The following is a 24,531-nucleotide window of genomic DNA, read 5'->3' on the forward strand; positions in this document are numbered from 1 at the left end:
CAAGCTCGCTCCTACAGGTTGGGGTTACAGTTCTATGACGACCGACTTGGAAGCACGGGTGGCCTTGGCCCGCGCCGCTTCAATCGACTCGTCCCGCGCCAACGCCACACCCATGCGGCGCTGGCCATTCACTTCTGGCTTACCGAACAGACGCAACGCCGTGTCCGGCTCGCTCAGCGCAGCGCCGAGGTTGGCGAACGCCGTTTGGGTGGACTGCCCTTCCACCAGGATCACCGCCGACGCCGAAGGCCCGAACTGACGAATCAGCGGGATTGGCAAGCCGAGGATGGCGCGGGCGTGCAGGGCGAACTGCGACAGGTCCTGGGAAATCAGGGTGACCAAACCGGTGTCGTGCGGGCGCGGCGACACTTCGCTGAACCAGACCTGGTCGCCCTTGATGAACAACTCTACGCCAAACAGACCACGACCACCCAAGGCCTCGGTGACGGCTTTGGCCACACGCTCGGATTCTGCCAGGGCAACCGGGCTCATGGCTTGTGGCTGCCAGGATTCCTGGTAGTCACCCTTCTCCTGACGATGACCGACCGGTGCGCAGAAGGTGGTGCCGCCGATATGGCGCACGGTCAGCAGGGTAATTTCGTAGTCGAAGTCGATAAAACCTTCGATGATCACCCGGCCTTTGCCGGCACGCCCGCCTTCCTGGGCGTAGTCCCAGGCGTTCTGCACGTCATCGGCGTTGCGCAGCAGGCTCTGGCCCTTGCCCGAGGAGCTCATCACCGGCTTGACTACGCAAGGGAAGCCCAGATCCTGCACGGCCTTGCTGTAGTCTTCGAAGGTGTCAGCGAAGTGGTACGGCGAGGTCGGCAGGTCCAGCTCTTCGGCGGCCAGGCGACGGATGCCTTCGCGGTTCATGGTCAGCGAGGTGGCACGCGCGGTCGGGATCACGGTGAAGCCTTCGGCCTCCAGCTCCAACAGCGTTGCAGTAGCGATGGCTTCGATTTCCGGCACGATGAAGTGCGGCTTCTCGGCTTCGATCACCGCACGCAGGGCGGCACCGTCGAGCATGTTGATCACGTGGCTGCGATGCGCCACCTGCATGGCCGGCGCGTTGGCGTAGCGATCCACGGCAATCACTTCAACGCCCAGGCGCTGCAGTTCGATTACCACTTCCTTGCCCAGCTCACCGCAGCCACACAGCAAAACGCGGGTCGCGGTTGGCGACAATGGAGTTCCGATTCGGGTCATCTCAGGTCCTCAGGGGAGCGGATCATGGGGAGAAAGCCCGGCATTTTACATGAACTGTAAAAATTGGCCTCAGTTGACGACGGCCCGTTTGCGCAGGCGCCAGGCCATGATCAGCCACACTGCGGTAACCCCGGCAAATTTCGAGGCCAGGGCGGTGCCCACCACCGCCGGTGTGAGCGCACCGATCAGGCCGAAGAAGATGAAGGTGTCGAGGGGAATGCTCAGTGCCGAGCTGATCCACAGGCGATCATGCAGCGGGCGCCTGGTGATGCTGAACACCAGCCAGTCAATGCATTCGGACACCGCGAACGCGGTGGCGCTGGCCAGGGCAATGGACGGGTCGGAGGTGAGGTACGACAGCACCAGCGCCGCCAGCATGGCGATGATTGCCCCGTGGCCGAAGCGGGTTTGCACCATGTCGCGCAGGATAAACACCAGGCCACCCCAGGCAGACCAGATCACGTCCAGGTGCGGGGCGGTGGAGAAGGCGAAGTTGATCAGCACGACGCTGCTGATATAGGCGATCAGGAAGAGCATGGGGGATGGACCTGTGAACAAGGGGCGCAGGGTACTTCACATTTGGAGATATGTCGTCTGGGAGGGCCCTTCGCGAGCAAGCTCGCTCCCACATTTTGACCGCGTTCCTACAGGATAAACGCATTCAAATGTGGGAGCGGGCTTGCTCGCGAAAGCGGTGGTTCAGGCGCCGGATTTCCCCGAAGCCATAAACACCAACCCACTCGCCACCGCCCGCTCATGGCACAACCCCAACACCGCCCGGCGCTCGGCGTTGTCCATGCGGCTCCAACGGGTGATTTCCTCCACGGTGCGCTGGCAGCCGGTGCAGATATCGTCATCATCCAGCGCACAAATGCTTACGCACGGCGAAGCAACGGGACGCTCAATCGGCTTCATTCTTCCTGCTCGGCCAGGTCGCGCGCATACCGCTGGGCGTTATGCACATAGTGCGCGGCGCTGGCCTCGAGCATTTTCTTCTGTGCTTCGGTCAGCTCACGCACCACCTTGCCCGGCGAGCCCATCACCAGGGAACCATCGGGAATTTCCTTGCCTTCGCCGATCAGCGAATTGGCGCCGATGATGCAGTGCTTGCCGATTTTCGCGCCGTTGAGGATCACCGCGTTGATACCGATCAGGCTGTAATCATCCACGGTGCAGCCGTGCAGCATGGCGTTATGGCCGATGGTCACGCCCGTGCCCAGGGTCAGCGGGTAACCCATGTCGGTGTGCATCACGCTGCCGTCCTGAACATTGCTGTTCCTGCCGATCAGGATCAGTTCGTTGTCGCCACGCAACACCGCGTTGAACCAGACGTTGGCGCCCTCCTCCAGCTTGACCTTGCCCACCAGCGTGGCATTGGGCGCCACCCAGCTGTGTGGATGCGTCTCGACGCGGGCGTCGCCCAGGCGGTATTTCATGGTGTGTCCTCACGGCTGGCCATTCAAACGATGGCTAGATATTGATGAAGCTCTTGGGTGGCTGATGCAGGCTGATCTTGGCGTCGTCATACAGCAGGTTGATCAGCTCAACGATCATGATCGCCGTCAGCCCCCAGATTTTATATTCACCAAAGCGATAGCTGGGCACGTACCAACTGCGGCCCTGGTAATCGATGCGATGGGTATGTTCGCGCGGGTCCTGGCGGAAAAAATCCAGGGGCACGCTGAAGACAGCGGCGATTTCGGCATCGTTGGCCAGGTACTCGACGTAATCGGGAATGACCCCCACATAGGGTGTAACGCGAATGCCGTGCAGGGAGATCAGCGGACTCAACGGGCCGATGACCTCGACCAACCCCGGTGGCAGGCCGATTTCCTCTTCGGCTTCACGTAAGGCGGTGAAGACCAGGTCCGGGTCTTCGGGGTCGCGGCGCCCGCCAGGAAATGCCACTTCGCCACCGTGGGTCGACAGGCCGCTGGCGCGCAGGGTCAGGATCAGCTCAGGTTCGTCGCTGCGGGTAATCGGCAACAGCACCGCGGCCTCGGGGAAACGCCCGTCGGTTTCAAGCAGGTTGGGGGTATGGTTGCTTACCCGGCGAAGTAGCTCGTCCAGCATGAGTCATCTCGGTCTGTTGGCTACCTTGCATCATGCACCAAAGCGTGCGGGCGCCCAAGCCCAAACCGTTGAGCTGTCGCTAAACGACAACTTGCAGCGCCCTGCCCGCCACGCCAAGATAGAAGCACTTTCCAGGAACCCCAGCATGAACTTCTGCAGCCAGTGCGGTAAACCGGTCACCCAACGCATTCCCGAAGGCGACGCACGCCAGCGTTTTGTATGTGATCACTGCTCGACCATCCACTATCAGAACCCCAATATCGTCGCTGGTACCGTGCCGGTGTGGGGTGACAAAGTGCTGCTGTGCCGCCGCGCCATCGAGCCGCGCCTGGGTTACTGGACGCTGCCGGCGGGCTTCATGGAGAACGGCGAGACGGTGGAGCAGGCGGCCATGCGCGAAACCCTGGAAGAAGCCTGCGCGCGCGTACGCAACCTGAGCATCTATACCCTGATCGACGTGCCGCACATCAGCCAGGTGCATATTTTCTATCGCGCCGAGCTGATCGACCTGGACTTCGCCGCCGGCCCCGAAAGCCTTGAAGTACAGCTGTTCGATGAAGCCGACATCCCTTGGTCCGAGCTGGCTTTCCGCACGGTCGGGCGTACCTTAGAATACTTTTTCGCTGACCGTCGCCAACAGGCGTTCCCGGTACGCAGCGAAGCCGTGCCGCCGCTGTCCAAGCCCGCCCAATAACAATCCGGCCATTCGTCGCCAAAGGGAAATCGTTTTAATGCGTTGGTTGCTTGCTGTGCTCTGCCTGTCGTTTGCCACGTTTTCCTCAGCCTCTACCCTGGAAACCCTGGGCGGCAAAACTGTCGAGAAAGTCCTGGTGCTCAAGTCTGCCCACCAACTGCAGTTGATCAACGACGGCAAGCCTCTGAAGACCTATCGCATCTCACTGGGCAAGAACCCCAAAGGCACCAAGCTGTTCGAAGGCGACCGCCGCACACCGGAAGGCTTGTATTGGATCGACTGGCGCAAAACCAGCGACCGCTACAACCTGTCCATGCACATTTCCTACCCCAATATCAGCGATTCCGCCCGCGCCCGTCGCCAAGGCGTGAACCCCGGCAGCATGATCATGATCCACGGCACGCCCGACACCGAAGAGTACCCGGAGCAGTGGTTCCACACCCTGGACTGGACCGACGGCTGCATCGGCATGCGCAATGTCGACATGCGCGAGGTCTGGAACCTGGTCAAGGACGGCACCCTGATCGAGATTCGGCCGTAAGCGGCGACCGTTCGTAAAAAAGTTCGACTATTTTCCCTGCCCCCGACAACACCCGCCGGTGAATACCAGTTCAGCGCGCGGGCTGCGCCGTTCTGCGCGCACTAAAGACCTCTCTAATACCACTTGATACCGCGCCCCGTTATAGGGCCTTTAAATAGCCATCTGCACCGTTTTTGCCGCATTGACATGGTATTTAAGTGGTATTAATTTCCGACCACTACCGGGCGACAACACTCTAATAACGCATCGGAAACCTGACAGATGAACCCCATTCTGGCCCTGCGCCCCGACGACAAACAATCCACGCCGCTGTACCTGCAATTGGCCCGCAAGCTGGAAGCCGCCATCCATGCCGGCGAGTGGAAATCCGAACAGGCGCTGCCGTCGGAGCGCGTACTCAGCGAACAACTGAGCATTTCCCGGGTCACGGCCCGTAAAGCGCTGGAAGTGTTGTTCGCCCAAGGCCTGATCCGCCGCAGCCAAGGCTCCGGCACGTTTATCACGCCGCGCCTGGAACAACCGCTGTCACGCCTCTCGGGGTTCAGCGAGATGCTGCGACTCAAAGGGTTCGTGCCCAGTTCCCAGTGGCTGGAACGCGATATCACCCAGCCGACCCACGAAGAGCTGATCCGCCTGGCGTTGTCCCCCACCGACAAAGTCGCGCGCCTCAAGCGTTTGCGCAAAGCCGATGACACCGTGATGGCGATTGAAATGACCACCATGCCAGCCTCCGTGCTGCCGCAGCCGCAAACCATCGGCAACTCGCTGTACGAGCACCTCGACCGCATCGGTAAACCCATCGTGCGCGCCCTGCAGCATATCCAGGCGATCAACGCCTCGGACGAATTCGCCGCCCTGGTGGGCATTGCGCCGGGCACCGCCATGCTGCTGATGACCCGCGTGGGCTACACCGCCGATAACACCCCGATTGAAATCACCGATACCTACTGCCGCAACGACTACTACGACTTCGTCGCCGAGCTGCGCCGCTGAACCTTTGCCGCTCAATGGCGGCCCTAGAGAACTGCCCATGTCCGAAGACAACATCCTCACGCCCCACGGCTGGATTCGCGGCCACCTGGTGCACGAACACGGCAAGGTGATTGCCGTCGAAGGCACACCCTGCGACCCGGCGCAAAACGACCTGCCCTACCTGCTGCCGGGCTTTATCGACCTGCATGTGCACGGCGGTGGCGGCAAGGACATCATGGAAGGCGCCAGTGCCTTCGAGACCATCACCCGCACCCACGTGCGCTTTGGCACCACCTCGTTGCTCGCCACCACCATGACCGCGCCGGTGGACGAGATCTCCAGCGTACTCGGCCAGCTCGGCACCTTCTGCGAGCAGCGCCCGGCCGGCAGCGCCCGGGTACTCGGCGTACACCTGGAAGGCCCCTACATCAACCCGGGCAAACTCGGCGCCCAACCCAACTTCGCCCACACCGCGCTGATGGCGGAAGTCGAAGCCTACCTGCGCCTGGCGCCGATCCGGGTGATTACCATCGCCCCGGAAATCGCCGGCCATGATGCGTTGATCCGCGCCCTCAGCGAACGCGGTGTACGCATGCAGATCGGCCACACCCTGGGCAGCTACGAGGAAGGCGTCGCCGCCCTCGCTGCCGGCGCTACCAGCTTCACCCACTTGTACAACGCCATGAGCCCGCTGCATCACCGCGAACCCGGCATCGTCGGTGCCGCCTTGGCCCATGCGAAATATGCCGAATTGATCCCCGACTTACTCCACGTACACCCCGGCGCAATGCGCGTGGCCCTGCGGGCGATCCCGTGCCTGTACTGCGTCACCGATTCCACCGCCGCCGCCGGCATGCCCGATGGCGAATACAAGCTGGGCAGCCATACCGTGACCAAATGCCTGGGCGGCGTGCGCCTGGCCGACGGCACCCTGGCCGGCAGCACCCTGACCATGGACCAGGCCCTGCGCAACCTGGTGAAGATCGGCCTGCCCATCAGCGAAGCCTCACAACGCCTGTCGCAATTTCCTGCGGACTACCTGGGCCTGGAAGAACGCGGCCGCCTGCAACCCGGCAGTTTTGCCGACTGCGTGCGCCTGGACCGCTCCCTGCACCTGACCGACGTAATGGTCGAAGGAGACACCATTGACTTCAACAATGCTTGAAGAGGCCCTGGCCTCCGGTGACGCCGTCGCCGCCCAATTGCAGCGCCTGAACCCGATACTGGAAGAAATCGCCGACCGTCTGCGCCGCCAGCCGCCGCAAGTGGCGATGACCATTGCCCGTGGCAGTTCGGATCACGCCGCCAGCTACTTCGCCTACCTGGCCATGCAGCACGTGGGGATTCCAGTCGCGTCGTTGCCGATGTCGGTGGTGACCTTGCTGCAAGCACCGTTGAAAGTCAGCGGCCAGGTAGCCTTGGGTTTCTCCCAGTCAGGCCAAAGCCCGGACCTGGTCGACAGCCTGCGCCTGCTGCGCAAACGAGGTGCCTTGAGCATCTCGCTGGTCAATGCCGAAGACTCCCCCCTGGAAGCCGCGTGTGAATGCCACGTGCCGCTGAGCGCCGGGCCGGAGCTCAGCGTGGCCGCCACCAAAAGTTTTATCGCCACCCTCAGCGCCAGCGCCCTGTTGGTCGGCCACTGGAACCAGGAAGCCGACTTGCTGCAAGCCTGCCAGGCGCTGCCCGAGGGCCTGCGCGGCGCCGCCAAGCAGGATTGGCGCCAGGCCATCGACGCCCTGCGCGACAGCCAGCGCTTGATGGTGATCGGCCGTGGCGCCGGTTTTGCCATCGCCCAGGAAGCCGCGCTCAAGCTCAAGGAAACCTCGGCGATCCAGGCCGAAGCCTTCAGCAGCGCCGAGGTGCGCCACGGGCCGATGGCCTTGATCGATGAGCACTATCCGCTGCTGGTGTTCGCCCCACGCGGGGCCGAGCAAGCCGGCCTGTTGAGCCTGGCCGCCGATATGCGCCAACGCGGCGCTCGCGTGTTGCTGGCCGCGCCGGACGATATCGCCGAACGCGACCTTACCCTGAGCCGCGCCGAACACCCGAGCCTGGACCCGATCCTGGCAATCCAGAGTTTCTACGTGATGGCCGCCGGCTTAGCCGAAGCCCGGGGCATGAACCCGGACCAGCCGCGCCACCTGAGCAAAGTGACCCGCACCCACTGAGTGGCGTGCCGCGTTTTCCTGATGAGTACCGTGCCCATGTCCAACAACAATAAAGAACTGATTCTCAGCGCGCCCCTCAGCGGTCCCGTGCTGGCCCTGGGCAACGTCCCCGACGACGTGTTCGCCAGCCACGCCATGGGCGACGGCATCGCCATTGACCCGCTGAATGACTGCCTGCACGCCCCCTGTGACGGGATGATCATCCATGTCGCCCGCACCGCGCATGCGCTGACGATCCGCGCCGACAACGGCGCCGAATTACTGATGCATGTGGGCATCGACACGGTGGAGCTGAACGGCGAAGGTTTTACGCTGCTGGTCAAGCACGGCGCGCGGGTGACTCAAGGCCAGGCGCTGGTACGCTTTGACCTGGATCGCATTGCGCGGCAGTGCAAGAGCCTGGTCAGCCCGATCATCCTCACCAATGGCGAACGCTTCGACCTTGAGCCTCTGGCGCTGAAGACGGTCAAGGTTGGCGAGCCGCTGATGCGCGTACTCGCTCGCGCAACAACCGTCGCTGAACCCGCTGTGGATAACTCGACCGCTGAAGCCAGCGCCAGTGTGCGCATTACCCATCGGGGTGGTCTGCATGCTCGTCCTGCGGCGCTGATCCGCAAGACGGCGCTGGGTTTCAGCAGCCAGGCACGCTTGCATTACGCGAATAAATCGGCGCCCTGCGACAGCCTGATTGGCTTGATGGGGCTGGGAATTGGCGAAGGCGACGAGGTGCGCGTCAGTTGCCGTGGCAAAGATTGCGAGGCGGCGTTGCAGGCGTTGATTGCCGCGTTGTCGGTGGCGATAAGCGAAGAGCATCACGCGCCAGCCGTGGTGATGCCACGCCTGGCGAATACTGAAGTCGGTGTATTGCAAGGCGTGTGCGCAGCCCCCGGCCTGGTATGCGGGCCGTTGTTCCGCCTGGCCGGCATCGAGCTGCCGACAGACACCGGCAACCACGACAGCGACGAGCAACTGCGACGTCTGGACACCGCCCTGGAGCAGGTGCGCGACGAAATCCGCAGCACCCTGGAGCACGCTCGCCAGCGCCACAACCTCGAAGAAGAAGAAATCTTCGCCGCCCACCTGGCGCTGCTGGAAGACCCTGCCCTGCTCGATGCCGCCACAGGCGCCATCGAACACGGCAGCGCCGCCACCCATGCCTGGCGCGATGCAATCGAGGCCCAGTGCGCGGTGCTGCTGGCCCTGGGCAAACCGCTGTTCGCCGAACGCGCCAACGACCTGCGCGACCTGCAACAACGCGTGTTGCGTGCCTTGTTGGGCGAGGCCTGGCACGTCGAATTGCCGGCGGGTTCGATTGTGAGTGCGCACGAATTGACCCCGTCGGATTTGCTGCAATTGAGCGCGCAACAGGCCGTCGGCCTCTGCATGGCCGAAGGCGGCGCCACCTCCCATGTGGCCATTCTGGCCCGAGGCAAGGGCTTGCCATGCGTGGTCGCCCTCGGTGCAGAAGTACTCGAGGTGCCGCAAGGTCAACGGGTGGTATTGGACGCCGCCAACGGTCGCCTGGAGCTGGCGCCCAGCGAGGCGCGCCACGCCGAAGTGCACCAGATACGTGACGCCCAGAAATTGCGCCGCCAGCAGCAGCAGGCCTACGCCCAACAACCCGCGCACACCAGCGATGGTGTCTGTGTCGAAGTCGCTGCGAATGTCGCCTCCAGCGCCGAGGCCCACGTGGCGTTTGAAAACGGCGCCGATGGCGTCGGCCTGCTGCGCACCGAATTCCTCTTCGTCGACCGCCGTACCGCGCCGGATGAACAGGAACAGCGCCAGGCCTACCAAGCCGTGCTGGATGCCATGGGCGACAAGTCGGTGATCATCCGCACCATCGACGTGGGCGGCGACAAGCAGCTCGATTACCTGCCGCTGCCCGTCGAGGCCAACCCGGTGCTGGGCCTGCGTGGCATTCGCATGGCCCAGGTACGCCCGGAACTGCTCGATCAGCAACTGCGCGCCCTGCTGCACGTCAGCCCCTTGGCACGCTGCCGCATTCTGTTACCTATGGTCAGCGAGGTGGATGAACTGCTGCAGATTCGCCAGCGCCTGGATGAATTGTGCGCCGAACTGAAGCTGACCCAGCGCCCCGAACTGGGCGTGATGATCGAAGTGCCCGCCGCCGCGCTGATGGCCGAGCAACTGGCCGAGCATGCGGATTTCCTGTCCATCGGCACCAATGACCTGTCCCAGTACACCCTGGCCATGGACCGCGACCACGCCGGCCTCGCCGCGCGGGTGGATGCCCTGCACCCGGCCTTGCTGCGGCTGATCGCCCAGACCTGCGCGGGGGCTGCCAAGCACGGACGTTGGGTCGGTGTGTGCGGCGCCCTCGCCTCCGACCCACTGGCAACCCCGGTGCTGCTTGGCCTGGGGGTACGCGAGCTGTCGGTGAGCCCACCGCAGATCGGCGAAATCAAGGACCGCGTCCGCCATCTGGACGCGGCGCAATGCCGGCAACTGAGCCAAAGCCTGCTCGACCTGAGCAGCGCCAAGGCGGTTCGCCAAGCCTGTCAACACCACTGGCCGCTGAGCTGACAACAACAAGAAAAAAGGAGACACGCCATGTACCAACACTTTATCGAGGGCCTGCAACGCCTGGGCCGCGCGCTGATGCTGCCGATTGCGATCCTGCCGATCGCCGGCCTGTTGCTGCGCCTGGGCGACACCGACCTGCTCAACATCGCGGTGATGCACGATGCCGGGCAAGCGATCTTCGCCAACCTGGCGCTGATCTTCGCCATCGGTATTGCCGTGGGTTTTGCCCGCGACAATAACGGCACGGCGGGGTTGGCCGGCGCCATTGGTTACCTGGTGATGATCTCCACGCTCAAGGTGATGGATACCACCATCAACATGGGCATGCTCGCCGGTATCGCCAGCGGGCTGATGGCGGGCGCGCTGTACAACCGCTTCAAGGACATCAAGCTGCCGGAGTACCTGGCGTTCTTTGGTGGGCGACGGTTTGTGCCGATTGTCACCGGGTTCAGCGCGGTGGGCCTGGGCGTGATCTTTGGCCTGATCTGGCCGCCGATCCAGCACGGCATCAACAGTTTCGGTGTGCTGCTGATGGAAAGCGGCAGCTTGGGCGCGTTCGTGTTCGGTGTGTTCAACCGCCTGCTGATCGTCACCGGCCTGCACCATATCCTCAACAACATGGCGTGGTTTGTGTTCGGCACGTTTACCGATCCGGTGACCGGTGCCGTCGTGACGGGCGACCTGACCCGTTACTTCGCCGGCGATCCGAAGGGCGGCCAGTTCATGACCGGCATGTTCCCGGTGATGCTGTTCGGCTTGCCTGCCGCCTGTCTGGCGATGTATCGCAATGCGCTGCCAGAGCGGCGCAAGGTGATGGGCGGGATTTTCCTGTCGATGGCGCTGACCTCGTTCCTCACTGGCGTGACCGAGCCGATTGAATTCGCCTTCATGTTCCTCGCGCCGTTCCTCTACTTGCTGCATGCACTGCTCACCGGCCTGTCGATGGCGGTGACCAATATGCTGAATATCCACCTGGGTTTTACCTTCTCCGGTGGCTTTATCGACATGGTGCTGGGCTGGGGCAAATCCACCAACGGCTGGCTGGTGGTGCCGGTGGGCCTGGCCTACGCGGTGATCTACTACACGGTGTTCAGCTACTGCATTCGCCGCTTCAACCTGAAGACGCCAGGCCGCGAAGACATCCAGGTGGTGCCGGCCGAAGTGATGAGCGATAACGTGCGCGCCACGGCATATATCCGGGCCTTGGGCGGTGCGGACAATTTGCTCAGCGTCGGTGCCTGCACCACGCGCCTGCGCTTGGACATGGTGGATCGTAACAAGGCCGTGGATGCCGAGCTCAAAGCGCTGGGCGCCATGGCGGTCGTGCGGCCGGGTAATGGCGGGAGTTTGCAGGTGGTGGTCGGGCCGATGGCGGACAGCATTGCTGACGAAATTCGGTTGGCGATGCCAGGGTTTGTTGCTGCTGCGCCTGTGGCAGTTGCGCCTGTGGATAAGCCGGTGGCGGTGAATCTGCAGGAAGCCGAGCAATGGCTGAAGGCCTTGGGTGGCCGGGCGAATGTGCGCCAGCTGGAAGCGGTGGCGATGACCCGCTTGCGGGTGAAGTTGGGGGATGATTCGGTGGTGTCCGAGGCTCAGCTCACGGCGCTTGGTTGCCAGGGTGTAACCCGACTCGAAAGCGGTGTCTGGCACTTGCTCATTGGTGAGAAGGCTTCGCCATTAGGTAAAGCACTGGAGCCGTGGTTGACGCGCCCGATCAACACCTGATCGGACCGGCCGCTCTCACGCACGAGCGTGGGAGCGTGGGAGCGGTGGTCTAAATCATCAGCTGCCTCAAATCACTGTGAATTTGAATGTATTGGAGATGAGATCAGGAGGGGGATTTTTTACCTGGCGAAGAATAACTTCGTGTTCGCCTTTTGCTATTCCTGTAACCAGGAATTCCCAAACACCATTCGCGGGGAAAAAGTCTGGGGATTGAAGCTCATCGTCCAAGAACAATCGGGTGTTGATCGCAGCCGACGAACGCCCTTTAAAAGTCAGGGCGGATTCAGAAGTACTGCCGCCATCTGGAATTTCGACGCCGCTTGTCGTTACAGCGACATCTATCGTTAATTCACCATCCATGATTTCTGCTCCTTCTTGAGCACCGAGTGAACGCTCATTCCAACTGCCTGCCGGTGTTACGTCTACTGTCAAACCTGACAGGTTTCGCGGGACCTCCGATAAACGGTGCAACTTGATCGCACCCACAAAAATCCATGGTCATCCCAGTCACCCCATTTCTGCCATACGAGTTTGCCGAGATCGATACCGATCAGTGCTGACTCGCTGATGATGATGGCCTGCCAAAACAAAACACCCCGTGAAAGCGTAGCCCTCACAGGGTGTTGGGGGGGACCATCTCATTAAACTGACGCTCTCCCGATCAACGTCTGACGGACCATAACCATTCAGCGCTCATTGAGTGATCGTAACCGTCCATATATTCGAAGGAGCATTACTGCCTCGAACCTCGGCTACGAACGCGTATGTCTTTGCCGCCAACCCCGTCACGGTGACTTCATAGCTGGCGTCAGCTTGAACTTCGCTACTCCCAAGTACCAGGCCCTGCTGGCCGTCCTTGATTTGAAGAATACCGGCAGAACCTGCCGTACCGATAAACGTCAGTTCTTTGCGCTGCGTGCTGCCGTTGTCGGGGATTTCTCCACCGGCAGAATTTAGAACCTTCTCAATCGAAGTCGCCATGATGTCTTTCCTCGTATTCAATGTGTCCCCAGTAAACCAGCGTCAATAAATGGTCGTAACTGTCAGAGTTCACAGGGGCGTGCCGAAAACAGACGAAAGGGCTCCGCGAGCTTGCCCGATCCCGCATTTTGATCGGTGTCCGACTTGGTAATGCGGTCAACTGTGGGAGCGGGCGGACGCCTAGTTCTTGCTCGCGAAAAACGCCCAGGCAACGCGTTCATTCTCGATAAGCGCGGTGGCCCTGAGTTCTTCGCGAGCAAGAACTAGGCGTCCCCCCTCGCTCCTACAAAAAGCCTTAACTGAACGGCATTGCGGCCTAAGCCGGGCTCGTTGATCGCCCTGTACCTCTATCGTCCCTCGGCAAAGACTCACTCAACCCGAGCAAATCGTTCAATCACAGGCTGCTCTCGATGCTCTGCCTGCCACAGGTCATAGCTGCTCTGCATGGAGAGCCACATCTGTGCTTTGCTGATGCCTGCACGCTCAAGCCGTACCGCCAGATCAGGACTGACGGGGGCATGTCCATGAAGAATTCTCGAAAAGGTTTCCCTCGCGAAACCCAGGCGTCGAGCAACTTCAGTGATCGTCATTCCCAGGCTGGGAATGACATCCTCAAGCAGTATTTCCCCAGGGTGAGGAGGATTGTGCATACCCATAAACAGAGCCCTTCTCAGTGGTAATCGAGATAGTCGACCAGCTCGACTTGATCGTCAAACATGCGAAAAATGATGCGCCAGTTACCACTGATGCTCACCGACCAATAGTCGACAAGGTCCCCCTTCAAGCGATGGAAGCGCCAACCTGGCAGTTCCAGATCACTCCAGTGACTCGCGCTGTTTAAAATCAGCAAGACACGGCGCAGGCGGTTTGCATGGTTCGCATTGATCCCTTTCGTAGAGCCAGTCTCATAAAAAACACGAATGCCTTTATGTTTCCAGCTAACAATCACGGGGTGATTGTGATGCGATACATCACAGCCAGCAATAGCCGCCTATCAGTTTTGATCGTCAGACTCATAACTTTCCACCGCAGAGAAGATTCAAAGCAGGAAGGCTAGGAGGACGGGTTCCGAGGGACAACCTGAAAGGCCTGTGGGAAAGATCTGAGGCGCCTGTCCCGGCGCCTTCGCGAGCAAGCCCGCTCCCACATTTGACTGCATTCCAAAAGTGGAACTCGGTCAAATGTGGGAGCGGGCTTGCTCGCGAATAGGCCCTTGCAAACAACAAAAAACCCGCTGACCAAACTGGACCAGCGGGTTTCTTGTTTACGCAATCAACGAATCAAAAATCCGCCAACTGCCACACCTCATATGCCGGTGTTTCATACGGATGGCTCAGCTTCAACGCAGCCACAACAGCCACGATCAACTCATCCGCCACCACCAGCTCAACCTTCCATTCTTCAACCACTTCAACCTGGCCCACCTGCCCGATAAACGGCGTACTGCCGTCCAACGCGCGGAATTGGCCCTGCCCCAGCACTTGCCAGACGCAGCTGTCGTAGTTGCCGATGCGCCCGCCGCCGGCTGCGAGGACGGCGGTTTTCACCGTCTCCACATGGCTGTCGGGCACAAAGAAGGCGAGCTTGTACATGGCTTAGTTCACCCACACCCGAGCGTTACGGAACATGCGCATCCACGCGCCGTCCTCGTTCCACTCTTCCGGGCGCCACGAGTTCTGCACGGCGCGGAATACCCGCTCCGGGTGCGGCATCATGATGGTGACGCGACCGTCGCGGCTGGTAAGGCCAGTGATACCGCGCGGCGAGCCGTTCGGGTTGGCCGGGTAAGCCTCGGTGACCTTGCCGTGGTTGTCGACGAAGCGCAGGGCCACGGTGCCGGACAGGTCGGCTTCAAGCAAGGCTTCTTCGCTGCTGAATTCGGCATGGCCTTCACCGTGGGCGATGGCGATCGGCATGCGCGAACCGGCCATGCCTTGCAGGAAGATCGAGTTGGACTCCTGCACCTGCACCATGGCCACGCGGGCTTCGAACTGCTCGGAACGGTTACGCACAAAATGCGGCCAGAACTCGCTGCCCGGGATCAACTCGTGGAGGTTGGACATCATCTGACAACCGTTGCACACACCCAGGGTGAAGCTGTCGCTGCGTTCGAAGAAGCCCTGGAACGCGTCGCGGGCACGGCTGTTGAACAGCGCCGACTTGGCCCAGCCTTCACCGGCACCCAGCACGTCGCCGTAGGAGAAACCACCGCAGGCTACGAGGCCTTTGAACTCATTAAGGTCAACACGACCAGCGAGGATATCGCTCATGTGCACGTCGATCGCATTGAAGCCGGCACGGTCGAACGCCGCCGCCATTTCCACCTGGCCGTTGACGCCCTGCTCACGCAGCACGGCAACCTGTGGCCGGATGCCCTTCTTGATGTACGGCGCGGCGATATCCTGGTTGACGTCGAAGCTGAGCGTGGTGCTCAGGCCCGGATTATCTTCTTCCAGGATCGCGTCGAATTCCTGCTCGGCGCAGTCGGCGTTGTCACGCAGGCGTTGGATCTGGTAGCTGGTCTCGGCCCACTGGCGTTGCAACAGACGGCGCTGGCCGGCAAACACGGTGTCGCCATTGAACGAGATATTGATTTCACCGTTGTTGATCGGTTGGCCGATCACGGCCACGCAGTCGTCCAGGCCGGCGGCGCTGAACTGTGCGAGGACGTCCGGGGTAGCGTCCTGGCGCACCTGGATCACCGCACCCAACTCTTCGTTGAACAGGATGCCGTTGATCTCGCCGGCGTCCTCGGCAACGCTGTCGAGCACGATGTTCAGGCCGCAGTGACCGGCAAATGCCATCTCGACAACGCTGGTCAGCAAACCACCGTCGGAACGGTCGTGGTAGGCCAGCAGGTGACCATCGGCGTTGAGGCCCTGGATCACGGCGAAGAAGGCCTTGAGGTCTTCGGCGTCGTCGACATCCGGTGCCTGCTTGCCGAGCTTGCCATGGGTCTGCGCCAGGATCGAGGCGCCCATGCGGTTCTGGCCACGGCCCAGGTCGATCAGGATCAGGTCGGTGGTGCCCTTGTCCATGCGCAGTTGCGGGGTGAGGGTCTGGCGGATGTCGGTGACCGGCGCGAAGCCGGTGACAATCAGCGACAGCGGCGAAGTGACGCTTTTGTCCACGCCCTCATCGTTCCAGCGGGTGGCCATGGACATGGAGTCCTTGCCCACCGGAATGGTAATGCCCAGTTCCGGGCACAGCTCCATGCCGACCGCCTTGACGGTGTCGTACAGACGCGCGTCTTCACCCGGGTGACCGGCAGCGGACATCCAGTTGGCCGACAATTTGATGTCGGACAGCTTGCCAATGCGCGACGCGGCGATGTTGGTGAGGGTTTCACCGATGGCCATGCGCCCCGATGCCGGGGCGTCCAGCAGGGCCAGCGGGGTGCGTTCGCCCATGGCCATGGCTTCACCGGTGTACACGTCGAAACTGGTGGCGGTGACGGCAACGTCGGCCACCGGCACCTGCCACGGGCCGACCATTTGGTCACGGGCCACCAGGCCGGTGATGGTGCGGTCGCCGATGGTGATCAGGAAACTTTTGCTCGCCACGGCCGGGTGATGCAGAACGCGCTCGATGCTGTCAGCCAGATCCAGGGTGCTTGGGTCGAAATCATCACCCAACTCGGTTTCACGCACGGCCGAACGGTGCATGCGCGGGGCCTTGCCCAGCAGCACTTCCAGTGGCATGTCGACCGGGTTGTTGCCGAAGTGGCTGTCGGTCACGGTCAGTTGCGGCTCGGCGGTGGCTTCACCGACGACGGCAAACGGGCAACGCTCGCGTTCGCAGATGGCCTGGAAGCGCGCGAAGTCTTCAGGGCCGACGGCCAATACGTAACGTTCCTGGGATTCGTTGCTCCAGATTTCGTGCGGGGCCATGCCCGGCTCGTCGTTTGGAATATTGCGCAGTTCGAAACGGCCACCACGGTCGCCATCGTTGACCAGTTCCGGGAAGGCGTTGGACAAACCACCGGCGCCGACGTCGTGGATGAAGCTGATCGGGTTCTTGTCACCCAACTGCCAGCAACGGTCGATGACTTCCTGGCAGCGGCGTTCCATCTCCGGGTTTTCGCGCTGTACCGAAGCGAAGTCCAGGTCGGCCGAGCTGGTACCGGTAGCCATGGAGGAAGCCGCGCCGCCGCCCAGGCCGATCAACATCGCCGGGCCGCCGAGTACGATCAGCTTGGAGCCGACCAGGATCTCGCCCTTCTTGACGTGTTCTTCACGGATGTTGCCCATGCCGCCGGCCAACATGATCGGCTTGTGGTAACCGCGCACTTCATCACCGTGGGGGGTGGTGATGGATTGTTCGAAGGTGCGGAAGTAGCCGGTCAGGGCCGGACGCCCGAATTCGTTGTTGAACGCGGCGCCGCCCAGCGGGCCTTCGATCATGATGTCGAGTGCGGTGACGATGCGCTCAGGCTTGCCGTACGGCACTTCCCAGGGCTGCTCGAAGCCCGGAATCTGCAGGTTGGACACGGTAAAGCCAGTGAGGCCCGCCTTGGGCTTGGCGCCACGGCCGGTAGCCCCTTCGTCGCGGATCTCGCCGCCGGAACCGGTGGCGGCGCCCGGGAACGGGGCAATCGCGGTCGGGTGGTTGTGGGTCTCGACTTTCATCAGGATATGCACCGGCTCCTGCACCGCGCCGTACTGGCGGGTTTCAGGGTCCGGGAAGAAACGGCCGGCAACAGAGCCGACGATGACCGAGGCGTTGTCCTTATAAGCCGACAGAACGCCTTCGCTGTGCATCACGTAGGTGTTCTTGATCATGCCGAACAGGCTTTTTTCCTGGTTTTCGCCGTCGATGTCCCAACTGGCGTTGAAGATCTTGTGACGGCAATGCTCGGAGTTGGCCTGGGCGAACATCATCAGTTCGATGTCGTGGGGGTTGCGCTTCAAGCCGTTGAAGGCGTTGACCAGGTAGTCGATCTCGTCTTCGGCCAGGGCCAGGCCCAGTTCGGTGTTGGCCTTCTCGAGGGCGGCGCGGCCACCGCCGAGCACGTCGACCGCGGTCAGCGGCCGGGGCTCGGCATGGCTGAACAGGCCGGCGGCCTGCTCCAGCTGGCTGACGATGATCTGGGTCATGCGGTCGTGCAGGCTGCTGGCGATCAGCTCGGCCTCGGCATCGCTGAACTGGCCGGCGACGTAGAAGGCAATGCCGCGCTCCAGGCGCTGGATGCTCGAAAGGCCACAGTTGCGGGCGATATCGCTGGCCTTGCTCGACCAGGGCGAGATGGTGCCGAACCGAGGCAGAACCAGGAACAAGCGGCCGGTCGGCTCTTGAACGGGAACGCTTGGGCCGTACTTCAGAAGGCGCGCCAGCACTTGCTGTTCGTCGGCGGTCAAGACGCCGCTCACGTCGGCGAAGTGAGCAAATTCAGCATACAGGCCTGTAACCGCTGGAACCTTCTGGCTCAGTTGTTCAAGGAGTTTGCTGTGGCGAAAGGCAGAAAGGGCAGGAGCGCCGCGCAGGATCAACATCTTCGGGACAGCCTCGGGAAGGGGTGTGCTTTGAGGCCGTGCATTCTAGCGTAAACCATCGCCAACGGCACCCGAAACGGCACCGCTGGCCGCTGCCGAACGTCAGTTGACCCCGATTGCACGCCATCGCGGCGTTATCCAAGGCATTGCGCGCAGTTATTTTAACCGTCACATTCATGCGCCAAGCCACGTTTCTGCGGGCTGCAGCACAGTTTGGCCGGCGCTAGCAGACAAGTGCGCCGCTGTCGAGATATGGCGCCGTGGGCCGTTTGCGTATACTGCGCAGATGTTCTTCCCAACTGCTTTGCGCCCGCGATGCGCCAGATGGCTCCTCGCAACCGGACTCTTCCTGATGCTCAGCGCCTGTGTTGATAAACCCAGCACGCTCGAGCGAATCAAGGAGGATGGCGTATTGCGGGTGATTACCCGAAACAGCCCGGCCACGTATTTCCAGGACCGCAACGGCGAAACCGGCTTCGAATACGAGCTGGTCAAGCGTTTTGCCGACGACCTGGGCGTAAAGCTCGAGATCGAGACCGCCGACAACCTCGACGACCTGTTTGGCCAACTGGGCAAGCCCAATGGCCCGGTCCTCGCCGCCGCCGGCCTGGTCAGCAGCGAACAGCGTCGCCAGCAGGTACGTTTCTCCCACCCTTATCTTGAAGTCACCCCGCAGGTCATCTACCGCAACGGCCAGTCGCGCCCGACCAACGCGGCGGACCTGGTGGGCAAGAAGATCATGGTGCTCAAGGGCAGCACCCACGCCGAGCAGCTGGCCGAGCTGAAAAAGCAGAATCCTGCAATCGAATACGAAGAGTCCGACGCAGTTGAAGTCGTCGACCTGTTGCGCATGGTGGACGAGGGGCAAATCGACCTGACCCTGGTGGACTCCAACGAAGTGGCGATGAACCAGGTGTACTTCCCCAACGTGCGCGTGGCGTTCGACCTCGGCAACGCCAGCAACCAAAGCTGGGCCGTGGCCGCTGGCGAAGACAACAGCCTGCTCAACGAGGTCAACAGCTTCCTGGACAAGGTCGGCAAGAACGGCACCTTGCAACGCCTGAAGGATCGCTACTACGGGCACGTCGATGTCCTCGGCTATATGGGCGCCTACACCTTCGCCCAGCACTTGCAGCAGCGCCTGCCCAAATACGAGAAACACTTCAAGGCCTACGCCAAGGAAGAAAAAGTCGACTGGCGCCTGTTGGCCGCCATCGGCTATCAGGAATCACTCTGGCAACCGGCGGTCACCTCCAAGACCGGCGTGCGCGGCCTGATGATGCTGACCCAGAACACCGCCCAGGCCATGGGCGTGTCCAACCGCCTGGATGCCAAGCAGAGCATCATGGGCGGCGCCAAGTACCTGGCCAAGATCAAGGATGAGCTCGATGACGGCATTGCCGAGCCGGACCGCACCTGGTTTGCCCTGGCCGCTTATAACGTCGGCAGCGGCCACCTGGAGGACGCACGCATTCTGGCCAGGAAGGAAGGCCTGAACCCGAACAAGTGGCTGGACGTGAAGAAGATGCTGCCACGCCTGTCGCAGAAGCAGTGGTACAGCAAGACCCGCTACGGCTACGCCCGCGGCGGCGAGCCGGTGCACTTCGTGGCGAACATCCGGCGCTACTACGACATCCTTACCTGGGTGACCCAGCCGCAGCTGGAAGGCAACCAGGTGGTCGAAGGCAATTTGCATGTGCCGGGTGTGAACAAGACCAAGCCGCCGGAAGACAGCCCGCAACTGTAAATCCGCAACTGTAAATACAGTGATCTGATACACCACAACACCAGGTGTGTGGCTTGCCTGCGATGGCGATGGATCAGTAGCCCCCAATGCCAGCTGACCCACCGCCATCGGCGCAAGCACCTTCCCACATGTCGATCTCTACGTGGCTTAGAGACCAATGAGCAGATGGACCACCCCACCCGCCAACACCATCACCGCCGGCACGCCCGCCGCCTGCAACGCCGCCTCATCCAACCGCCCCGCATCCTGCAATTGCACACGCACCCGCGTCAGCGCCACACGCTGTTGCGACGTGAGATTGTCCGCGCCGCCCAGTGCGTTCAGCACATCGACCGACACCAGGCTCTGCGTCGGCGCTGCGACTGTTTCGGCAATCAAATCCGGCGTCAGGGCCTTCCAGAACGCCTGCTTGAATTTATCCAACATACTCAATTCTCCAGCACAGATGAGGGTTCGACGGTGGCCGCGTGGTACAAGCGCAACGCCTCGCGTACCTGGACGGCTTCTTCCAGGCCCAGCACCTGGTGGGCGATGATCTGGCAGCCGGCCAGGTCCAGCTCGCGCACGGTGGCCTTGATGGTGGGGATCAGTGGCACGCTGACAGACAACTCATCCACTCCCAGCCCGATCAGTACCGGTACCGCCAGGGCTTCGGACGCCAGCGCCCCGCACACCCCCACCCACTTGCCATGGGCATGGGCGGCCTTGACCGTGGTGGCGATCAGACGCAGCACCGCCGGGTGAAAGCTGTCCGCCTGGCTGGCCAGCCTTGGGTGGTCGCGGTCCATGGCCAGGGTGTATTGGGTCAGGTCATTGGTGCCGATGGAGAAAAAGTCCACATGGGGCGCGAAGACATCCGCCATCAGCGCCGCGGACGGTACTTCAACCATGATGCCCAGCTTCGGCAGCTCGGTGAGCCCCAGCGCGAGCGCTTCCTCTTCAAGGATCTTGCGCGCCTGGTGCAGCTCCGACAGCAGGCTGATCATCGGCAACATGATATGCAGCCGCGCAAAACCGGCACTGGCCAGGATCGCGCGGAACTGTTCGCGCAACAGCGTCGGGCGCTCCAGGCACAGGCGGATGCCACGCAAGCCGAGGAACGGGTTGGTCTCGGCGTCCATTGGCACATAGGCCAAGGGTTTGTCGCCACCGACGTCCAGGGTGCGCACCACCAGCTTGCGCTCAGCGCCCAAGGCGCGAGCGATGGCACTGTAGGTACCGGCCTGTTCTTCGGGGCTCGGCGCGCGGTTGCGGTCGAGATAGAGGAACTCCGAACGTAGCAAGCCGACGCCTTCGCCGCCCAGCGTCAGGGATTGCTCCACCTCCTGCAACGAGGCAACGTTGGCGGTGACTTCCAGATGATGGCCATCGCCGGTAACAGCAGGCAATGAAGCCTGCGCCACGTCGCGCTGATGGCGCAGCAGGTGCTGTTTGCGCGCGGCGTCCAATTGCTCGACCTCGGCCAGGTCCGGGTCCAGGTGCAGCTCGCCTTTGTCGGCGTCGAGCAGGACCTGTGTGCCATTGGCCAACGCCAGCACATGGGTCGAGACTCCGCAAATGGCCGGCAGGCCCAAGGCACGGGCGAGGATCGCGACGTGGCTGGTCGCGCCGCCGCCGACGGTGACAAAACCCAGCACTTTGCGTGTATCCAGGCTGGCCGTCTGCGAAGGCGTCAGTTGCTCGGCGATCAGGATCGCGCGCTCCGGCAAGTCCCAGGCGCTGTCCTGAACGCCGAGCAGACCTTTCAGCACGCGCTGGCTGACGTCCGCCAGGTCGGCCGCGCGCTCGGCCAGCAGGGCATTGCCTGAATCCTGGAACAAGGTAGCCGTGGCCACCGTGGCGCGGTTCCAGGCAAATGCGGCGCTCTTGCCCTCAGCCAGCAACGCGTGGGCTTGCTCCAACAAGGTCGGGTCTTCAAGCAGTTCCTGATGAGCACGGAAAATGTCCGCCTGGGCAGCGCCGGCTGCCTCGTCTTGCAGGGCCTGCAGCGCTTTGGATGCAGCCATGAGGGCGCCCTGCAAAGCGGCCCGTTCGGTCGCTTCATTCGCGCCGTGTTCAGTGATCGCCAGCTCAGGCTCGGTCACTTGAACGACCTGGCCAAATGCCGAACCCGGCGATGCACACACGCCCCGCAACACGGTTGCCGATGACACCGGCGCGACTGCCTCAACGACCTCAACCGGCGCTGCGATCGTTTCGCCACAGCCTTGGGCCAGCAATTGCACCAAGGCCTTGATCGCCACCTCGGCCTCCTCTCCTGCCGCGCTCACTTGCAGGGTGTCACCCTGCATGGTTTGCAGCGCCATGATCGCCACCAGGGATTTAGCATTGGCGCTCCGGGTTTGCTTGTGCAGGTAAATACTCGCGTTGAAGCCCTTGGCCGCCTGGGCGAACACCGCCGCCGGCCGCGCGTGCAGCCCGTTGGCGTTCGGCAGGATCAGCGGCTTGGAGAACAGCGCATCGCCCTCCTCCTCGTCCGCCGCCTCAACCGCCTCGCCTGGGTGTACCCGTAACAACGGCTGGCCGATATCGACAAACCCTTCTGCCAACAGGCTGAACGGCTCGCCACTGACCACCAGCATCAACGTCAGCAAGCTACGGGCATTGAGCGCCACGTAGTCGGCATCGAATTCGATCAGCGCTTGCCCGACGTCTACCCGCTGGCCCTCCTCGACCAATCGGGTGAAGCCCTTGCCCGCCAGGTTCACGGTGTCCAGGCCGATATGCATCAGCACCTGCACACCGTTGTCGTCGGTGATGCTCACCGCATGCCCGGTGTCCTGGATGTTGCTGACCACCCCGGCCAACGGCGCACACAGGGTCTGCGAGGTGGGGTCGATGCACAGGCCGTCGCCGATCATGCGACTGGCGAATACCGGGTCAGGCACCTGATCCAGTGCCAGCAGCACCCCGGACAGGGGCGCCAGCAGTTCCAGGGGTTTCGATGGGGTCATGAGGTCACCTGCTGTTTTGTTCTGTAAAAATCATGGGGTAGATGCAGATCCTGGGACGACGAAGATCAACTGAGGGAGCGGGCTTGCTCGCGAAGGCCGTGGGGCAGTCAATACCGTTGTCGCCTGATACACCGCATTCGCGAGCAAGCCCGTTCCCACATTAGTCCGCGTACACCCACACGCTTACTTCCACCAGTATTCAACCTGCACACCCACATTCGACCCGTGCCGCGCGGTGCCGTAGGAGCCGGTGTCGGACAATGCCGATCCCGCCGCCAGTTCATTCGCCGCACGTTTGGCTGCTTCGTTCCAGGTGGCATAGGTGTAGTACAACCGCACCTCCGGGCGCGCCCAGAAATCCGGGCCTTTGGGCGACCAGGTCGGGGCGAAGGTGAATTTGCTCAGCTTGCGCGTGCCGCCCGTGGCATCGACCTGATCATGGCCGAGCTCGGTGACCAGTTTGAACTGCTCACTGATGGCATAGGCCGGGCGCACGCCGATGGACATCCAGGTCTGGTCCTGGCTGCCGGGGCGAATGTCTTTCTGGTACACCGCTTCGATCTGCCCGCCGAAGCGCGAGGTGATTTGCCAGTCGAAGAACTCGACGGCGCGATAACTTTTGCTGCTGTTATCCAGGGTCGTGTTGCCGGTGTAACCCAGGCCGGTGCCGGGGCCTTCGCCGTACTGCAGGGCGAATTTGTTCTTGCCGCCCAGAAAGGGTTTTTGCACATGCTGCGCCGTGAGGGCCCAGCCGCTGTTGGTATCGCGGCCACCGGCCTTTTCGATATAGCTCAAACCCAGCTCCAGCTCACCGCCGGGGTTGGTCTTGAAGCCCGCGACGTTGAAATCGTGACGAGTGGCGTATGCCTTCTGGTACAGGTTGTCCTTGCGCGAGAGGGCATAGCTGTACTTGAGGTCGCCGATCAGCACGTCCTCGATACCGCCGCCGGTGGCGCTCTGGTTCCAGTAGTAGAAATCGGAAATATGGATGTCGTTACGTTTGTAGTAACGCCGTCCGGCCCACAGCGAGCCGCCATTGAGGCTGGGCAGGTTCGACCATTGTGCGTACATCTGCGGCATGCGGGCCGAGCCGTTGTTCTCGCCCTGGAACTTCAGCTCACGGTCGTACTGGTTGTAGAGCGACGCCATGGCGTCGACGCTGAGTACCGAGCCGTCGTCGAGGGTCAACAGGTCCTGGCGCAATTCCAGTTCGCCGTATTGCTCGCATTCATTGCCCAACCGGTATTTGGTCTGCGCCCCCGGCAATTGGAAACATTGCTGCGGGCCACTGCCTGTGGATGTTCCCGCGCCGCTACGCAAATAGCCGGCAAATTCCAGGGCCTGAGCACCGAATGGCAGGCTCAGGCAGGACGCAACAACGCTCAGCTTTATTGTTGTTTTCATGAACACTCCGTCTGTTTTTATTGTTTT

General features: G+C 62.0%; 22 protein-coding genes. 8 read left to right on the forward strand and 14 right to left on the reverse strand.

What is annotated here, in order from left to right:
• Positions 1-24 precede the first annotated feature (24 nt).
• From purT to AB4O05_RS27165, 5 genes are all read right to left on the reverse strand, one after another.
• On the reverse strand, positions 25-1,206 hold the full coding sequence (purT, locus tag AB4O05_RS27145; RefSeq protein ID WP_460134239.1) for a formate-dependent phosphoribosylglycinamide formyltransferase: 1,182 nt from the start codon (positions 1,204-1,206) through the stop codon (positions 25-27).
• 69 nt (positions 1,207-1,275) lie between these two features.
• The gene (locus AB4O05_RS27150) at positions 1,276-1,743 is read right to left on the reverse strand and encodes a preQ0 transporter (protein WP_460134237.1); all 468 of its coding nucleotides are present in this window, start codon (positions 1,741-1,743) and stop codon (positions 1,276-1,278) included.
• 162 nt (positions 1,744-1,905) lie between these two features.
• Positions 1,906-2,121, reverse strand: coding sequence for a DUF1289 domain-containing protein (locus AB4O05_RS27155; RefSeq protein WP_460134236.1), 216 nt, complete (start codon positions 2,119-2,121; stop codon positions 1,906-1,908).
• Positions 2,118-2,642: a gamma carbonic anhydrase family protein gene (locus AB4O05_RS27160; protein WP_460134234.1), complete on the reverse strand. Its 525-nt coding sequence runs from the start codon at positions 2,640-2,642 to the stop codon at positions 2,118-2,120. Before AB4O05_RS27160 ends, AB4O05_RS27155 begins: the two co-directional genes overlap by 4 nt.
• Positions 2,643-2,676: 34 nt before the next feature.
• Positions 2,677-3,279, reverse strand: coding sequence for a CoA pyrophosphatase (locus AB4O05_RS27165; protein WP_460134232.1), 603 nt, complete (start codon positions 3,277-3,279; stop codon positions 2,677-2,679).
• Between the two features lie 145 nt (positions 3,280-3,424).
• Between AB4O05_RS27165 and AB4O05_RS27170 the strand changes: the two genes are divergently transcribed.
• The 7 genes from AB4O05_RS27170 to nagE all read left to right on the forward strand — a co-directional run bounded on the left by AB4O05_RS27170 (position 3,425) and on the right by nagE (position 11,926).
• Positions 3,425-3,973 carry an NUDIX hydrolase gene (locus tag AB4O05_RS27170; protein WP_460134230.1) on the forward strand — a complete coding sequence of 183 codons (549 nt, stop codon included), beginning with the start codon at positions 3,425-3,427 and terminating at the stop codon, positions 3,971-3,973.
• A gap of 37 nt (positions 3,974-4,010) precedes the next feature.
• Entirely contained in the window at positions 4,011-4,514 is a 504-nt protein-coding gene (locus AB4O05_RS27175; protein WP_460134228.1) for a L,D-transpeptidase family protein, read from the forward strand.
• Between the two features lie 261 nt (positions 4,515-4,775).
• On the forward strand, positions 4,776-5,507 hold the full coding sequence (locus tag AB4O05_RS27180; RefSeq protein WP_460134227.1) for a GntR family transcriptional regulator: 732 nt from the start codon (positions 4,776-4,778) through the stop codon (positions 5,505-5,507).
• A 37-nt stretch (positions 5,508-5,544) separates the two neighbouring features.
• Positions 5,545-6,651, forward strand: coding sequence for an N-acetylglucosamine-6-phosphate deacetylase (gene nagA / locus AB4O05_RS27185; protein WP_460134225.1), 1,107 nt, complete (start codon positions 5,545-5,547; stop codon positions 6,649-6,651).
• Complete coding sequence (locus AB4O05_RS27190; RefSeq protein WP_460137730.1) at positions 6,644-7,654, forward strand: SIS domain-containing protein; 1,011 nt, start codon at positions 6,644-6,646, stop codon at positions 7,652-7,654. Before nagA ends, AB4O05_RS27190 begins: the two co-directional genes overlap by 8 nt.
• A gap of 36 nt (positions 7,655-7,690) precedes the next feature.
• Complete coding sequence (gene ptsP, locus AB4O05_RS27195; protein ID WP_460134224.1) at positions 7,691-10,201, forward strand: phosphoenolpyruvate--protein phosphotransferase; 2,511 nt, start codon at positions 7,691-7,693, stop codon at positions 10,199-10,201.
• A gap of 27 nt (positions 10,202-10,228) precedes the next feature.
• Complete coding sequence (nagE, locus tag AB4O05_RS27200) at positions 10,229-11,926, forward strand: N-acetylglucosamine-specific PTS transporter subunit IIBC (RefSeq protein ID WP_460134223.1); 1,698 nt, start codon at positions 10,229-10,231, stop codon at positions 11,924-11,926.
• Between the two features lie 66 nt (positions 11,927-11,992).
• Here the strand turns inward: nagE and AB4O05_RS27205 are convergent, their stop codons facing one another.
• The 6 genes from AB4O05_RS27205 to purL form a co-directional block, all read right to left on the reverse strand.
• Entirely contained in the window at positions 11,993-12,286 is a 294-nt protein-coding gene (locus AB4O05_RS27205) for a hypothetical protein (protein ID WP_460134222.1), read from the reverse strand.
• Between the two features lie 333 nt (positions 12,287-12,619).
• Positions 12,620-12,907: a hypothetical protein gene (locus AB4O05_RS27210; protein ID WP_460134220.1), complete on the reverse strand. Its 288-nt coding sequence runs from the start codon at positions 12,905-12,907 to the stop codon at positions 12,620-12,622.
• A gap of 368 nt (positions 12,908-13,275) precedes the next feature.
• A complete protein-coding gene (locus AB4O05_RS27215) occupies positions 13,276-13,563 on the reverse strand; it encodes a HigA family addiction module antitoxin (protein ID WP_447806213.1) in 288 nt (95 codons plus the stop codon).
• A gap of 14 nt (positions 13,564-13,577) precedes the next feature.
• Complete coding sequence (locus tag AB4O05_RS27220) at positions 13,578-13,856, reverse strand: type II toxin-antitoxin system RelE/ParE family toxin (protein ID WP_460134218.1); 279 nt, start codon at positions 13,854-13,856, stop codon at positions 13,578-13,580.
• Between the two features lie 331 nt (positions 13,857-14,187).
• On the reverse strand, positions 14,188-14,499 hold the full coding sequence (locus AB4O05_RS27225; protein ID WP_460134217.1) for an NGG1p interacting factor NIF3: 312 nt from the start codon (positions 14,497-14,499) through the stop codon (positions 14,188-14,190).
• A gap of 3 nt (positions 14,500-14,502) precedes the next feature.
• Positions 14,503-18,399: a phosphoribosylformylglycinamidine synthase gene (purL, locus tag AB4O05_RS27230; protein WP_460134215.1), complete on the reverse strand. Its 3,897-nt coding sequence runs from the start codon at positions 18,397-18,399 to the stop codon at positions 14,503-14,505.
• 286 nt (positions 18,400-18,685) lie between these two features.
• Between purL and mltF the strand changes: the two genes are divergently transcribed.
• Positions 18,686-20,146 (forward strand): membrane-bound lytic murein transglycosylase MltF, encoded by a 1,461-nt coding sequence (mltF, locus tag AB4O05_RS27235; protein ID WP_460134213.1) that lies wholly within the window; start codon positions 18,686-18,688, stop codon positions 20,144-20,146.
• A gap of 147 nt (positions 20,147-20,293) precedes the next feature.
• On the opposite strand, the gene AB4O05_RS27240 is transcribed toward mltF, so the two are convergent.
• From AB4O05_RS27240 to AB4O05_RS27250, 3 genes are all read right to left on the reverse strand, one after another.
• Positions 20,294-20,572 carry a PTS transporter subunit EIIB gene (locus AB4O05_RS27240; protein ID WP_460134212.1) on the reverse strand — a complete coding sequence of 93 codons (279 nt, stop codon included), beginning with the start codon at positions 20,570-20,572 and terminating at the stop codon, positions 20,294-20,296.
• A gap of 2 nt (positions 20,573-20,574) precedes the next feature.
• Positions 20,575-23,100, reverse strand: a complete 2,526-nt coding sequence (gene ptsP / locus AB4O05_RS27245) for a phosphoenolpyruvate--protein phosphotransferase (RefSeq protein ID WP_460134210.1) — start codon at positions 23,098-23,100, stop codon at positions 20,575-20,577.
• Between the two features lie 183 nt (positions 23,101-23,283).
• Positions 23,284-24,504, reverse strand: a complete 1,221-nt coding sequence (locus tag AB4O05_RS27250; protein WP_460134208.1) for a carbohydrate porin — start codon at positions 24,502-24,504, stop codon at positions 23,284-23,286.
• Positions 24,505-24,531: the final 27 nt, after the last annotated feature.

It is taken from the genome of Pseudomonas sp. S1_G07, from assembly GCF_054668565.1.

Bases quoted from the DNA above. Each gene is read 5' to 3' on its own strand.
- purT (WP_460134239.1), bottom strand. From the start codon at position 1,206: ATGACCCGAATCGGAACTCCATTGTCGCCAACCGCGACCCGCGTTTTG.
- AB4O05_RS27150 (WP_460134237.1), bottom strand. From the start codon at position 1,743: ATGCTCTTCCTGATCGCCTATATCAGCAGCGTCGTGCTGATCAACTTC.
- AB4O05_RS27155 (WP_460134236.1), bottom strand. From the start codon at position 2,121: ATGAAGCCGATTGAGCGTCCCGTTGCTTCGCCGTGCGTAAGCATTTGT.
- AB4O05_RS27160 (WP_460134234.1), bottom strand. From the start codon at position 2,642: ATGAAATACCGCCTGGGCGACGCCCGCGTCGAGACGCATCCACACAGC.
- AB4O05_RS27165 (WP_460134232.1), bottom strand. From the start codon at position 3,279: ATGCTGGACGAGCTACTTCGCCGGGTAAGCAACCATACCCCCAACCTG.
- AB4O05_RS27170 (WP_460134230.1), top strand. From the start codon at position 3,425: ATGAACTTCTGCAGCCAGTGCGGTAAACCGGTCACCCAACGCATTCCC.
- AB4O05_RS27175 (WP_460134228.1), top strand. From the start codon at position 4,011: ATGCGTTGGTTGCTTGCTGTGCTCTGCCTGTCGTTTGCCACGTTTTCC.
- AB4O05_RS27180 (WP_460134227.1), top strand. From the start codon at position 4,776: ATGAACCCCATTCTGGCCCTGCGCCCCGACGACAAACAATCCACGCCG.
- nagA (WP_460134225.1), top strand. From the start codon at position 5,545: ATGTCCGAAGACAACATCCTCACGCCCCACGGCTGGATTCGCGGCCAC.
- AB4O05_RS27190 (WP_460137730.1), top strand. From the start codon at position 6,644: ATGCTTGAAGAGGCCCTGGCCTCCGGTGACGCCGTCGCCGCCCAATTG.
- ptsP (WP_460134224.1), top strand. From the start codon at position 7,691: ATGTCCAACAACAATAAAGAACTGATTCTCAGCGCGCCCCTCAGCGGT.
- nagE (WP_460134223.1), top strand. From the start codon at position 10,229: ATGTACCAACACTTTATCGAGGGCCTGCAACGCCTGGGCCGCGCGCTG.
- AB4O05_RS27205 (WP_460134222.1), bottom strand. From the start codon at position 12,286: ATGGATGGTGAATTAACGATAGATGTCGCTGTAACGACAAGCGGCGTC.
- AB4O05_RS27210 (WP_460134220.1), bottom strand. From the start codon at position 12,907: ATGGCGACTTCGATTGAGAAGGTTCTAAATTCTGCCGGTGGAGAAATC.
- AB4O05_RS27215 (WP_447806213.1), bottom strand. From the start codon at position 13,563: ATGGGTATGCACAATCCTCCTCACCCTGGGGAAATACTGCTTGAGGAT.
- AB4O05_RS27225 (WP_460134217.1), bottom strand. From the start codon at position 14,499: ATGTACAAGCTCGCCTTCTTTGTGCCCGACAGCCATGTGGAGACGGTG.
- purL (WP_460134215.1), bottom strand. From the start codon at position 18,399: ATGTTGATCCTGCGCGGCGCTCCTGCCCTTTCTGCCTTTCGCCACAGC.
- mltF (WP_460134213.1), top strand. From the start codon at position 18,686: ATGTTCTTCCCAACTGCTTTGCGCCCGCGATGCGCCAGATGGCTCCTC.
- AB4O05_RS27240 (WP_460134212.1), bottom strand. From the start codon at position 20,572: ATGTTGGATAAATTCAAGCAGGCGTTCTGGAAGGCCCTGACGCCGGAT.
- ptsP (WP_460134210.1), bottom strand. From the start codon at position 23,100: ATGACCCCATCGAAACCCCTGGAACTGCTGGCGCCCCTGTCCGGGGTG.
- AB4O05_RS27250 (WP_460134208.1), bottom strand. From the start codon at position 24,504: ATGAAAACAACAATAAAGCTGAGCGTTGTTGCGTCCTGCCTGAGCCTG.